This window comes from Pseudoalteromonas phenolica (assembly GCF_005876835.1).
Taxonomy (GTDB): Bacteria; Pseudomonadota; Gammaproteobacteria; order Enterobacterales; family Alteromonadaceae; genus Pseudoalteromonas; species Pseudoalteromonas phenolica_B.
The window spans coordinates 31,005-44,387 of record NZ_PPSW01000015.1; the positions used below are offsets into that span (position 1 = coordinate 31,005).

The window sequence follows — 13,383 nt, forward strand, 5'->3', positions numbered from 1 at the left end:
TCAAATCGATGCCTTGTCTGACAGACAATCAATTCTCGCTGAACCTCGTATCTTGATGTGGTTTGGGTATATATTCGATACTTTGTGTCATTTTGCCATTTTTACATTTGCCATAACACCCCGGCTTTCTTGGGCAGCTATTACCTCGAATACAAATGACTCTAAGTTCAGACGCTAGCCCCCGCTCTATCCAGTTAATATTTAGAATACGCGCCACACTAAGCAATTGCTGACGGATATTATGCGGCACAACCGTTGAGCCGCCATGTTTAATACAAAGTGCTTGTAGGTTCTCAACGACAGCTTGCGCATCAGTGCCTTGCGCATCAATGGCTGGGTTCAAATCAATACCCATACACAGAACATGTTTTGCACCAGCTAAATCCTCAACTAATACAGATTCGCAACAATACAAACGCGTCTTACCATCAACGCTTAAAATTGAAAGCTGGGCACTGCTTTCTCGCGACATTTCTCCAAACTTTCTAAATACCGCCCAGTGCTGACAGGGATCTTCAACCTGACGCATATTGCCCCAAGGCAGAGGAATACCATTGCCCCGATATACCGCTTTCAATTTACCTGGTTTATACGCATCAAAGTAATGCCAATGTGGGTAGGGTGACACGACTGTCATACGACGCATCGCCACAGACACCGAAATGTCGAGTTGTTTATGAACCGCAATATCGTACCCATAGCTGTCGAGTAATTGCCTAAACGGCGCTTTAGGACACAACAATGCGCCAGCAAAAAAACTGGCTTCAAAGTCTTGCCATGCTTGAAGAATATCTTGCGCATTGGGTGTGGTGTGTAATTCAGTTTCTTTTTGCTCAGCCCCACCAATCGATAATAGACACTTAACCCCATCTTGATTGTGTAACACTGCATGCCCAATATGCACCGCTAAATCATATTTTAATCGGCTTTCTTTCACTTTTAATTTCTCATTTAAGAACACAATATTGGGTGCTCTCAAAAAGGAACTGACTAATCGTGACTTATTAACTTGCTTTACTTCATTATGTTTATCTTTGTCATTAAACCATCTAATTTGTAAGCCTTTTTCTTGAGCGATACGCATTAAATCGTTGGAGGTTAGATATAAGTTTTTATTTCCTACTTCTTCTGCTGCACGCTCTAAATCAGGAAAATGATTTTGATGATGTTCTTGATGGGCACGAATTAATAAATGTGCGAATTGACGGCCACTTATTCCCGTTTGAGACAGCATTTCGGGAATAGCGATTTGCAAAATATCATTACTGAACAGAAAGTTGGGTTCAAGTGCCATACCTGTGATCCCGCCACTTCTGCCTTTATCTGGGGTAATGGTATCTTTTTCAGGCTCACTGTCTAAGAACCACTCAACGGGCTTTTGAAATACTTGGGCGAGATTTTCAAGCATTTCTTGACTCGGCGTACGCTTACCACGTTCTATCATAGAAAGGTAAGAAACAGAGGGCGCAGAATAGGCATCTACTCTCACACATCGACTAGATAAATCTTCTAATGTCAGATGGTTACGCTTCCTTAAATTACGTATTTTGGTCCCTAAAAAGTGAGATTTCCGCATTAATGTTGATGTTTTTTTCACTGCCGTCCCCTGCTTATATTTTATTCACACAGTAAAAATAGCAGATTTTGTAAAATTTACACTGTGAAATTCTTTTTGTGAAATTATAAAAAATATTCACATACACTGAATTCAACAACCAACAAAAACGATTTAACGAATGAGGTTACGATTATGACAGCATTAACTCGCAGTGAAATGACAGATCAAACATGCCAGAAAATGACACTTGCAAAACAATATCTTGATGAGCATTGCCCACTTGATCAGGGTTCACACACCCAAGTGACACATTATTTGGTTTACTACAATCACCTAATGGCGTTTTTCGCAGATGGCAGTCACTGTGGTTTAGAGCAGCCAAAACAATTTGTTGCCCTATGTGGACACCGTGATGACCCAACAGCTATTTTACTTAAGAAAAAAGATGGCTTACATATTGAGCTGACTTTCAACCGCCGAGGTGATACTGGTCAAATTGATATGGCACACATTGATGATATTCAAATGGAAACACAACTAAGTACCGTAGATAGCAATAATGACGCAACCCAACTGAAGCGTCTTTGGATCAGTTTTTTAACTGGCATTGAGTACTCAATAGTTCGTGAAGGTCAATCTAAAGCCTATACCGCAAAAGATGGCAGCGAGTATGTGTTGTAAAATCAAGTCGCAAACAGCATGAAAATCAGTGAGCACTGTGAAAAAACAGCGGTCGGTGCTCAAATTGTCAAAAACCAATGTTCGTATGTTTGAGACTACACCAAATTTTAAAAAACTGTCGTAGATAAAGCCTTTTTATTTGTGGACAACCTCACTTCTGAAACCATACTTTATCTTTAACCCTTCAAGCGCAGCTAAAAATGCCTCTTGATCAAATAACCCTTCAATTATGTTAAATTGACTCTCTAAAGAAGTTGGACTTAGTAAAGCTCTGTAATATTGTTCATGAGGTGCTTTTGAAAAATAAACTAAATCTCGCCAATGTGGGTGCAAAATAAAATAATAATTTAATGTTGCTCGACTGATTACAGCCAAATCAAGGCGTTGCTTTATCAACATTTCTAGCAACTGTAATTCTGAGCTCGTTGGGGTCAGTTTGGCCTTCCCCGCTTTTAAAACAGGTGCAACTCTAAAATAATGATACCCTCTCACCCCTCCAATATTTTTTTCATAAAGAGATTTTTTACCTGCATAATCAAAAGGCTTTTTAATATGAGAAATAAATTCATCTTGATCATGTAATAAAGGCCTGGTCCAGAAAAACTTGGTTTTTTGCTTGTCTTTGAACCACACAGGGTGAACACCTAAGATCATGCCATCTAAGGTATTGTTGGCGATTTGTCTATTAAGTCTTTTACGAGGCACAAACTGGGCGACAAACTGGTATTTGCTTTGAAAACGATTAAAAAGCTCAACCAGCTCAAAATAAAGTCCTGTTTCTAATTCTAACTGTTCAATATATGGCGGTTTTAAATGGTAGATATACACGTAAACTTTTTCAGCAGTGTGTATTCTTTTTCCCTCTTCTTTTGCATTCAGTGACAAAGGCATTAATACCAAAAGAAGTAGAATAACTAAAAAGTTCGGCACGATAATTCTATATTTTATTTATCATTTAATAAGTTATAGACGATTTTTGAGTTTCTACAACTGCTAATTAATTATCAACGCTGCAATAAAACCCACTAAAAATTAGGATTGTAGCGGTTGCGCCACCACAAAAGTTCCTACGAAAAGTTGAATACACACTAATAAAACTGATTAAAGTAAGGGTTCTTTTATTGTGTCTTTGTACCAGTTTTTTGCTTGCTGTAATTGAGCTTTTATAAACTCATCTTTTAACGTCATATAAACTTGTATATCGTTATTACAAGCCCGAGCTGCGTCCGTTTTAATCTCAGCATACTGTAAAGCAGCTAGCTTATGCGCTTTTAAATAATCTCTAAAAATACGATGTTCAAACGCATGAGCATGGCCTTGTTCAAAAATATGCACATGGTGGGTTCTTTGCAGGCAACCCTTTTGAAAGTAACGTCTTCCAACAATGCCATTCTCCCCCTTGCCAACAAACCCAAGCGCCGTGAATTGCGCAGTGAGATTATCTAAAAAGTCTAAATTTTTCACTTCAACAAGTATGTCGATTATGGGTTTAGCACATAAGCCTGGTACTGATGTACTCCCTATGTGTTCAATCAAAATCACTTGACCTTCAAGCAAAGATTTTAGCTGTTGTTTAACCTCTAAAAACATTTCAGGCCAAAGTGGGTTATATTCTACGACCTCAATAATTCTTGCCATTCACTTTAACCTTATTGTTTAAACGTATTAATTAAGAGATATGACACAGTTTCTACCACACTCTTTCGCTTGATAAAGTGCTCTATCGACTCGAGAAAACACATCATCGAAGCTAGAATCCTCTCGATTGAACCCAGTAAGTCCAATACTGACCGTAAGCTGGATTTTTTTAGCGCCGCATAGTGAGGATGATGCTATTGTATTTCTCAAACGCTCAGCAACATAGTCGCCTGCATTGATGTCCGTATAGGGTAACAATATTGCGAACTCTTCTCCGCCGATACGGGCGAACGTATCTTCTTTTCGCAACAGTCTTTGGGCAATCGAAGTAAGGTTTTGTAGTACTTCATCGCCTATAGGGTGGCCAAACTGGTCATTAATATTTTTAAAAAAGTCGACGTCAAAAGTTAACAAGCTAAAGCTCGTATTTTGCCGTTTAAAAATGCTAAATGCTTTCTCTGCCTCTTTTAAAAAATAGCGACGGTTGTAAATACCGGTTAAATCATCCGTGTTTGCTAGACGTTTAAACTCTTCTTTTAGCTTGAAAATCTCAGTTACATCAGTTGAGAAACCAATAAGAGAGCGCTTTCCTGCCATGGTCACTGGTACTTTCACGCTTAAATAATGCTGAATTTCTCCATTATCAACCATAACTTCCTCAACACGTTGTACTTGCTGCTCTGTAATGGCTTTAGAATCACTCGCATAAAAGTGTTCCGCGGTGTCTATAGGCAAAATATCTTGCTCTTTTTGACCAATTATTTGGTCTGAATCTAGACCGAATAAGTTCGCGACTTTGGAGTTCACATATAAAAAACGTCGATCCTCGTCTTTCATATAAACATAAGCTTCTACATTATCTAGAATAACGCTCAATAGTTGTTTCTGTTCTTCAACTTGCTCTCTAAGACGCTTTTCTTCAGTGATATCATGTGCGATACCTACCAAGCCAATGATATTTTTATCTCTGTCGAATAGTGGAGTTTTAATAATTCGGTAAACTCTTTGTTCTGAAGTATGGCGAACAAAGTTAGTTTCTTCAGAGACAATTTGCTGCTTACCAGAAAAAACTTTCCTATCATTTTCAACTATTTGTTGAGATATTGAGAGATCAAAAAACGTACTATCGTCTTTACCAACTATGTCATCTTTTGAACATCCAAATAATGCCTCAACTTTATCATTTGCATATATGTATTTCCCTTGCATGTCTTTTGCGAAAATATAAGCGCCTAAGTTGTCACATATATTAGACATTAAAGACATAGGCTCACTTGTGACGGTATTTTGTATATTTTCCAAAAAATTATCCCTTATAGATTTCATATTTTTTGAACATTCTTTCGGTAGAGCTTCTAAAGAACAATGCAAACTTAGCACAACTAAAGCAAATAGAAACTGATTTGCGAGTAATCACTTCACTTTTAGGCTTGATTAATCAATTCAATTCAAGATATAAATTGTATACAGTATTTTATTTTGGTTTATTAATATGCACTTTAGGCTTTTAATTATCTTCACTCTATTATCTCCTTTTTTCACTCAAGCACTGGATATAAAAGTACACACGCTGCCAGTTCAAAGTGAGCTCAGAGCAAGTGCAATTAGCGGAAAGCTTATTTGGGTCGCCGGTAACAAAAATACTATTTATAAGAGTTTGGACAAAGGTAGGACCTGGATTAATAGCGGATTCAAATCTAATAAAAAATTTGATTTCAGAGACATAGAAATCATTAATGACCAAGCCGCCATTGTGATGGCGGCAGGATATGGTGAAGATTCAGCGTTATTCATCACCAACGATCAAGGAAAAAACTGGAGATTGCTTTATCAAAACCCTGACAAAAAAGGCTTCTTTAATAGCATCGCCTTTGTTAACAGCAAGCTTGGTTTTCTGATGGGCGACCCTGTTAACGGACACTTTATGCTAAAACACACAAAAGATGGTGGTGAAACATGGCATACCATTGATATGACACATTTTCCAGAGATTGAAAAAGATGAAATCGCATTTGCTGCAAGCGGTAACACGCTCATCACTAATCGCCTAAACGAACTCTATTTCGTGACAGGTGGCAACCAAGCTGCGATATATCAATACAATTACAAAACCAAAACGAGTAATAAAATTAAACTCCCCCTGCATAGCAAGGAAAGTACATCAGGTGCTTATAGTGTCGCGTTCAATAGTAAAGGTGATCTATTTGCACTAGGAGGCGACTATAAACAAAGGCAAGGTCCATATGAAAACATCGTATTGGTAGATAAGAATAGCAGAATGGTCAACCAAACTATTAATTCTGGTGGTCTCATTACTGCGATGCAATGCGCTTACAACTTTTGTATTGCTGTTGGTAAATCAAATAGCTACATGTCGAAAAACCATGGTTATCAATGGCAACCGTTAACAAGCACTAGCGTTGAGGGATATTATACTTTAGCCCAAAGTGAAGGTACTTTTATTGCCGCAGGTACACAAGGTAAAATAGCAGTCATAACTCAAGATAACTCAAGGTTTTAAACACTGAAACCTTGGGTTTTTGAGCACTAAAGCTTATCTTTAAATTAGGTCTGTATGTTTATTTAGAGGAACTAAAATGCGTACTATCGAAAAAGAACTGTATCAACTTAGCGCTGATGACATTTGTGTTTACGCTGTTGTTAAAGGGTCTTGGAGTTATGACGAAGCGCTCCAGTTCAGCAAAGACTTTTTAGACATTATTAAAACATTTGAAGGAAAGCCTTTTACACATCTGGCCTATTTTGATGGATTCACTTTTTCAGTACCAGAAATTGAAGAAGTCATTCAAAATTTGGTGGATAAATTAGTATCTCAAGGTTTAAGATTCACCGCTCAAGTTATCCCATTCGAATACTACAACATCACTCAGTTTCAACTTGCAAAAATGACGCAAACTAAAAGCTTATTTGTCAAAAAATCTTTCAGCTGTTTAATCGATGCACAAGATTGGTTAGAGTCTCAATCTTTCAATATGCCTCATCAAGGTAACCACTTTGAATGCGAAATATTTAAAAGTTTAAAAACAGGATGATAACGAAAAGTTAAAAAATGTAAACGATATAAGGACTTGTTTATTAAGAATTTAAGCCAAAACAAGTCACTAAAATCACACCAAGATAAAACAAAAAATTTACAATTGTATTGATAAAGGTGCAAAAACAAGTATAAATTGTTCCTCTTTTGAACAGGAGGCGGCACTATGAAACGTATCTTATTTATCTCACTCTGCGCTGTGATCATAATCGCAACATTTTTCTTTACTAAGCATAGTGAAGATAAACAAAATATTGTCATCGCACAAATCAGCAAACCTGATGCAGTCAACGTAAGCCCCTCTTCTGTACCTGTTAAGAAAGAAACGCACATTGACGCTACTAAACCATTAACAAAAACTGATGTCAGATCAGAGTTTTATGCTATCAACAAACTATCAGAAAAAGCTAAATCTGTGCTTTCTGAAGCGGGGGTGTTGCCATCTGATCTGAATAACGAGGCTTATGTTGAGTTTGACCTTCCCTCTCTTCGAGCATTAGAAGCGGGCGACAATTTTGAACTTATGATCCCCCAGTCGGCAGAAACTTTTATCGCAGAAGTCACATTTATTGATGTCGCAGGAAATGGCGATAAAAGTATTTTTGGTAACGTGACTGGTGCAGATGGTCGCTTTCACACCACTGTTTTAACCGTAGGCAAAGATGCGGTTTACGGTCAACTTACTGCACCAAGTGGAAATTATGTATTTGAAACTAAAGACCAATATGGATGGATAGCTGCCAAACGGGACTTGTATAGAAAACACGTTGAGTTCGAGCATTCTGAGTCTGAATATCACTCAGATGCACAACACACGGAGCATGAAAAAACTGACATTTTTGCTCCTAAATTAAACAAAACTGACAAGTAAGGAAAACAGATGAAAACATCACTTAAAACACTGGTCGCTGCATCTGCAATTGCGTTTTCTGGTTTCGCTTCGGCGGTTACCATAGATATCGGTATTTTATATACAGATCAAGCAGCTGCTAAAACAGCAAACATCAATACTAAAATCAACCAACTGATTGCCTTTTCAAATCAAGTATATCAACAAAACGGAGTTGATATTCAACTTCGCTTAGCTGGTAGCCAAAACCTTGGTAACTATGCCATCACACCTGAATCTGGCTGGTTAAATGCCGTAACAAATAGCACTTATGTTGCAGATCTTCGCAACACTTGGCGTGCTGATATGGTCGCTGTGCTAGGTACAGGTGAGAGTGCTGGTAATGGCTTAATTTCATGTGGTTTAGCTTGGGTTGGCCAAGGCTCTAACGGTAACTTATATAGCTCAATGAGCGATCGCATGTTCAGTATTACTGCTATTGATTGTGGTGCAACGACATTTGTCCATGAACTAGGCCACAATCAAGGCCTTGCTCACTCACGCAAGCAAGGTGATACATCTGGCGGCGTTTACGTTGATGGTATGGGCCACGGCGTGCAAAATAACTTCGCAAGTATTATGGCTTACCCACACGTGTTTGGATCAGCAACTCAGTACGATTATTTTGCAAATCCAAATTGGTCTGTAAATGGCGTACCTTATGGTGTTGTAGGTCAGGCATATGGCTGGAAAACAGTTAATGACACCAAATACAGTATTGCAAATTTTAAGTAATATTGTACAAAAATAAAGTGAGGTGCATTTAGCACCTCATTACTCGTAGCAGCTTTTCATACTACAGACATATTTACACTATTTTATTCCTTTCCTAAGAATAAATAACTTTTCTCTAAAGTACTTAAAAAATAAGTCGATAACTTGGCAATGTCATATTTGCTTGATATGCTGAAAACATACATAAGCGCTTGTTCCAAAAGCACTGTTCAGTTTTTTGCAAAAAATAATTTACACGCTAGAAATAAACTAAGTATTCCATGCCTCTATCGCAATTTTCAGATCAACTCATTCACGATCAATTTAACTCTACTCAATATGAACTATTGCATAAAATTGGGGAAGGTGGATTTGGTAAAGTTTTTAAAGCTATACAAGCTAATACAGGGCAACCCGTTGCGATTAAGTTTTTGGCAATCGAGCCTCATTGTGACGAGCAACAAAAAAAGCGTTACATAGAACGCTTTAAAAGAGAAACTGCATTAAGTAGTCAACTTCAGCACCCAAATATTGTTCGATTGCTCGACAAAGGGCAGATTAACGATAATTTGTTATACGGTGTGTTTGAGTATGTCGAAGGACGATCACTTAGAGAGCATCTGATTCAAGAAGGTGCATTAAATGCCGTCGATGCAAAAGAAGTTATGCTACAGGTACTTGATGCCCTAGTTCATGCCCATCAAAATGGTATTGTCCATCGAGATATCAAGCCCGCTAATATCATGCTTAGCAAAACGGGTGCTAAGACTCACGCTAAAATTCTCGACTTTGGCATCGGCACGCTTACGCAAGATAGCCGTCAAGCCGATTTTAATACCCTAACGCTCACACAGGAAACATTAGGCACGCCATCTTATAGTGCCCCAGAGCAGTTGCGTGGCGAACCTGCAACAGAAAAAACGGACCTTTATGTTTGGGGTTTAGTTTTCTTAGAGTGTTTAACCGGTCTACCAACAATTACAGGCTCGAGTATCGCCGCTGTGTATCATAAACAATTAAGCGATATGCAGGTTTCTATACCGAGTACTTTACTGGGACACCCAATAGCAGATTTATTAAGACGCGTATTAATTAAAAACGCCACCGATCGTGTAATTACTGGCGAGACGCTTTATCAAGAAGTGTCACAAGTTAATATGACTAATCTGGTTGGTGTATTAGCAGATTACCGAGCACAACAGCATGCGGATGATGACACAATGATCATGCGTAATGACGGTCCTGCCAGTGCGTCAATGCAAAACTTTACAGCTCATATCGAGCGTAAACAAATCACAGTTTTAGCTATGCGACTTAGCACCAAGGTGCTAACAGACAAAGAGCTTGATTTAGATATTGTCGATACTCTATTCAGATCCCAACGTAATCACTGTATAGACATTGCAACGCGCTATGGTGCGACCCATGTTGGTAACTTGGCAGATTCTGTGCTGTTTTATTTTGGCTACCCGATTGCCTCAGATAACGATACACGTCTTTGTGCGCGAACAATATTAGACGCCATTAGTGACATATCTAGACGTAACGCTCTTACCCAAGAAGCCCATGGTGTACAAATTAATGTGCATGCAGGTATTCATTCGGGGGTGTTCACAACCTATGCGACCGCTATGCCTGAAGGTCATATTGCGAATACGGCAATGGCTCTGGCAAGAGAAGCTGGCGAGCGACAGATTTTGTGTAGTGAGGAATCGAGGACTATTCTTGATCCTTATTCAGAGTTTGAATATTTTGGTGAAAAATTACTAAACCATCACGTTAGTAAAGAGCGTATTTTTAGTTTAACCGGTGAACGCCGAGTAGAAGCTTTTGGTTTTATGCGTGGCACAAGAAATAGCCATGAGCTTGTGGGTAGAAGCAATGAACTCGAACAGTCACTGTTAATTTTTAATCACGAAAAAACAGAAAATCGATTTACCCATATCCATGGTGAAGCTGGTATTGGGAAATCTCGTTTACTACAAGAAATCAGAAGTAATGCAGCCAGATACCAACACCTTGTTGCACAGTGTTTGCCTGAACATCAAAATAATGCGCTTTACCCAATTCTGACTTTGGTTCGATATTTATATAACACCAATAATTTAACCACCGCAGAAGCAATAGAAACCTTTACTTCTATTATCACAAAACATGACAACACATTAGATTGCAAACAAACTCTACCTATCTTATTGATCTGGTTAAATATTGCATTAAATGATGAATTAACTGCTTCAACTCTTGCTCCTGATGCGCAAAAAGCTCTATTGTTTAAAGCTCTCAGTGCATTACTAATGAGTCAAAGTGTCAGCTTCAGTGTCTCAAAGCTTTATATAGTAGAAGATATTCATTGGGCAGACGTCACGACCATTGAGTTTATGCAGCATTTTGCAAAACAACTCCATAATGGCGATGTGCTTATTAGTACCTCACGTCAAAAAGTACCAACTGAATTAAAAGATCTCACTTTAATAGAAGTCGGTTTAAAGAAGTTAACTGAGCGAGCAACCGAAGACTTTATTGTAAAGTTATTTGACAATCAAGCAGTGTCACAAAGCGTACTTGACGTATTAGTTAATCGTACTGACGGTATACCGCTGTTTATCGAAGAGCTCATCGATATGCTTAAGCAAAAAAGCTTAGTCAGTGTCATAAACGGGGAGATTAACTTCACCAGCCCAGACAAACTAGACCAAGTCCCAACCAGTCTACGTGAGTCACTTCAGCAAAAACTAGACAATTTAATTCATGCTAAAGAAACTGCACAACTGGCCGCCACAATTGGCCGTGAATTCGAATATGCGCTACTTGTCGCCGCCTCTTCTCTGAGTGAAAATCAAATTCAAAATGACTTAAATGAATTGATTGCTAAAGATTTAATTATTCATCAACGCCATGTGAATAATGACAGTTATATTTTTAAGCATGCATTAGTGAGAGATGCAGCTTATGAAAGTACAAACACGCCAAACAAAGAAAAGAATCATAACAAGATAGCTGACATTCTCGTTTTAAAGCCATATTTAGAAGCTTTACTTGTTGCCCATCACTACAAACATGCAAAAAAATTCTTATTAAGCAGCACATACGCATTTAAGGCTGCTGATCATACGTATGAAGGCTCTTTGTATAAAGAGGCTTTCAACATAACTAATGAGTACTTTCAAATCGCCCAAAAGATTAGTGATGAGTATGAATCAATAAAGTGGCAACTTAGATTAAATAGCTACAATATTAGCTCGCTTATGCTTGGGTTTGGCTACGGTGATGTTAGAATTTTTGAGAAAGCAAAACAAAATGAAGAATTGCTTGGGCAAAGAAATGGATCTTTAAGTATATCAATCGAAGAATATCAGAGATTACGCCACCAGCTTATTTGGTCTCAAATCAGTTACCACAATAACAATAATGAAAGAACTAAAGCGATAGCGCTGGCTGAAGAAGCTTTGATAGACAAAACACACAAAGCGAGTTATTTACACCGTCTACTAACTCAATCAATGCTTGCAAATAACTATGTATTTGATGCCCAGTTAGACAAAGCTGAACAATCATTATCTGAATGTTTTGCACTTTTAGGTCAACTCAACCCTGAAGAAATTAGAAATGGCTTAAAAACTTACGGTTTGCTTCCAAACTGCTTACCGTATTATTTTAATTCAATTTTTCAAGCCATTGTAGGTCAGTCTGAGAAGGCAATAGAAAGCATAGAACTAGCTATTAAAGTTTCGCAAAAGTTTAATCATTTACCAAGCTATTTGATGGCATTAAACTATGCTTCGATCGTCTCTTATATTTGCAATGAAACTACTTTTGCAAAAGTCACGATAGAGCGAGCACGACAAGAGTTTAAGAGTGATTCACACCTTTATTTGGTTTTTCTACCAACTGATGCACTGAATGCTTGGCTAAACCAAGATACCGATTTGCTAAAAAATATCTGTGAACAAATTGAACAAACCGGGCAAGTACACTCCCTATCTTTCTATAAAACCATGTACATAGATACTTTAATTGAGTCTAAACAAATAGACCGTGCATCAACTCAACTTAGTGAGTTAACTTCCTGGTGTGAAACTCAAAACGAGAAAATAATGTTGAATAAATTAAAGGAATTAAAAAATGGAATCTGTTAGTGACGAGTTGCAACATGAATTCAATGAAAATGGCTATGTAATTGTCGATAACTTATTTGACGAAAACACATATCAAAAGCTCGCATCAGCTGCGTACTTATTAGCCATAGATAAAATGAACCTCATTGAAAAAGATATAAAAAATGATTTGGATGATATCTTTGAGTTCATTTGCAATAAACCAAATTACCCAATTGCAAATACTAACAATCGCTATTTATCGAGAAGCCACCTTGACTGCAGAGCAGATAAACTCATCGATACCATCGCGAGCAACTTGATTGCAGCTGACATTCCAGACAGGCTTTTAGGTCATAAAGCCAAAAGGGCAGATTTTAAAGGATACATTTCTCTGATCCCTGAAGATAAAGTGAGAGGGATTAACAATCTTCATCAAGATTATCCATTAGATCATGATGTTAATGATATAATTATGTGTTGGTGCCCAATTTCCCCCGTAGATGAAGCTAACTTCAGAATCATACCTGGCACGCATAAGCTTGGCGCTTTACCACAAGAGGTGTTTGGTCAATTTAAGCAATTGCCACCAAACATTACAGAGCAACTCAAAGACAGAATTAAAACCGTTGAAGTAAAGCTAGGACAAGCAATCATCTTCAATACCAAAACCGTTCATTCGTTAGATAAAAACTTTACCAATAAGACAAACTGGTCTTTTTTCGTGAGTTTCGAAAAAGATTTTAATTAA

Annotated in this window: 11 protein-coding genes; 7 read left to right on the forward strand and 4 right to left on the reverse strand. The window is 37.8% G+C overall.

Features of this window, described 5'->3' with window-relative positions:
* Positions 1 to 28: 28 nt before the first annotated feature.
* A complete protein-coding gene (locus C1E24_RS10835; protein ID WP_206078129.1) occupies positions 29 to 1,597 on the reverse strand; it encodes a DUF3612 domain-containing protein in 1,569 nt (522 codons plus the stop codon).
* Between the two features lie 105 nt (positions 1,598 to 1,702).
* Here C1E24_RS10835 and C1E24_RS10840 point away from each other — a divergent pair, with 105 nt between their 5' ends.
* Positions 1,703 to 2,239, forward strand: coding sequence for a malate synthase (locus tag C1E24_RS10840; RefSeq protein WP_276609848.1), 537 nt, complete (start codon positions 1,703 to 1,705; stop codon positions 2,237 to 2,239).
* Positions 2,240 to 2,374: 135 nt separating this feature from the next.
* On the opposite strand, the gene C1E24_RS10845 is transcribed toward C1E24_RS10840, so the two are convergent.
* The 3 genes from C1E24_RS10845 to C1E24_RS10855 form a co-directional block, all read right to left on the reverse strand.
* Complete coding sequence (locus C1E24_RS10845) at positions 2,375 to 3,169, reverse strand: hypothetical protein (protein ID WP_138481347.1); 795 nt, start codon at positions 3,167 to 3,169, stop codon at positions 2,375 to 2,377.
* A gap of 171 nt (positions 3,170 to 3,340) precedes the next feature.
* On the reverse strand, positions 3,341 to 3,877 hold the full coding sequence (locus tag C1E24_RS10850) for a GrpB family protein (protein WP_138481349.1): 537 nt from the start codon (positions 3,875 to 3,877) through the stop codon (positions 3,341 to 3,343).
* 27 nt (positions 3,878 to 3,904) lie between these two features.
* Positions 3,905 to 5,179 carry a sensor domain-containing diguanylate cyclase gene (locus tag C1E24_RS10855; protein WP_171040866.1) on the reverse strand — a complete coding sequence of 425 codons (1,275 nt, stop codon included), beginning with the start codon at positions 5,177 to 5,179 and terminating at the stop codon, positions 3,905 to 3,907.
* A 190-nt stretch (positions 5,180 to 5,369) separates the two neighbouring features.
* On the opposite strand from C1E24_RS10855, the gene C1E24_RS10860 reads away from it, so the two are divergent.
* The 6 genes from C1E24_RS10860 to C1E24_RS10885 all read left to right on the forward strand — a co-directional run bounded on the left by C1E24_RS10860 (position 5,370) and on the right by C1E24_RS10885 (position 13,383).
* Positions 5,370 to 6,398, forward strand: a complete 1,029-nt coding sequence (locus tag C1E24_RS10860; protein WP_138481353.1) for a WD40/YVTN/BNR-like repeat-containing protein — start codon at positions 5,370 to 5,372, stop codon at positions 6,396 to 6,398.
* A gap of 76 nt (positions 6,399 to 6,474) precedes the next feature.
* Positions 6,475 to 6,930 carry a hypothetical protein gene (locus C1E24_RS10865; RefSeq protein WP_138481355.1) on the forward strand — a complete coding sequence of 152 codons (456 nt, stop codon included), beginning with the start codon at positions 6,475 to 6,477 and terminating at the stop codon, positions 6,928 to 6,930.
* 168 nt (positions 6,931 to 7,098) lie between these two features.
* Positions 7,099 to 7,803 carry a hypothetical protein gene (locus C1E24_RS10870; protein WP_240721994.1) on the forward strand — a complete coding sequence of 235 codons (705 nt, stop codon included), beginning with the start codon at positions 7,099 to 7,101 and terminating at the stop codon, positions 7,801 to 7,803.
* Positions 7,804 to 7,812: 9 nt separating this feature from the next.
* The gene (locus tag C1E24_RS10875; protein WP_138481357.1) at positions 7,813 to 8,556 is read left to right on the forward strand and encodes a zinc-dependent metalloprotease family protein; all 744 of its coding nucleotides are present in this window, start codon (positions 7,813 to 7,815) and stop codon (positions 8,554 to 8,556) included.
* Positions 8,557 to 8,816: 260 nt separating this feature from the next.
* Positions 8,817 to 12,674, forward strand: a complete 3,858-nt coding sequence (locus tag C1E24_RS10880; RefSeq protein ID WP_138481359.1) for a TOMM system kinase/cyclase fusion protein — start codon at positions 8,817 to 8,819, stop codon at positions 12,672 to 12,674.
* Positions 12,661 to 13,383 (forward strand): phytanoyl-CoA dioxygenase family protein, encoded by a 723-nt coding sequence (locus C1E24_RS10885; protein WP_138481360.1) that lies wholly within the window; start codon positions 12,661 to 12,663, stop codon positions 13,381 to 13,383. The genes C1E24_RS10880 and C1E24_RS10885 overlap by 14 nt, the downstream gene beginning before the upstream one ends.

Coding starts and splice junctions, on each gene's coding strand:
- C1E24_RS10850 (WP_138481349.1), bottom strand. CDS start 3,877: ATGGCAAGAATTATTGAGGTCGTAGAATATAACCCACTTTGGCCTGAA.
- C1E24_RS10860 (WP_138481353.1), top strand. CDS start 5,370: ATGCACTTTAGGCTTTTAATTATCTTCACTCTATTATCTCCTTTTTTC.
- C1E24_RS10865 (WP_138481355.1), top strand. CDS start 6,475: ATGCGTACTATCGAAAAAGAACTGTATCAACTTAGCGCTGATGACATT.
- C1E24_RS10870 (WP_240721994.1), top strand. CDS start 7,099: ATGAAACGTATCTTATTTATCTCACTCTGCGCTGTGATCATAATCGCA.
- C1E24_RS10875 (WP_138481357.1), top strand. CDS start 7,813: ATGAAAACATCACTTAAAACACTGGTCGCTGCATCTGCAATTGCGTTT.
- C1E24_RS10880 (WP_138481359.1), top strand. CDS start 8,817: ATGCCTCTATCGCAATTTTCAGATCAACTCATTCACGATCAATTTAAC.
- C1E24_RS10885 (WP_138481360.1), top strand. CDS start 12,661: ATGGAATCTGTTAGTGACGAGTTGCAACATGAATTCAATGAAAATGGC.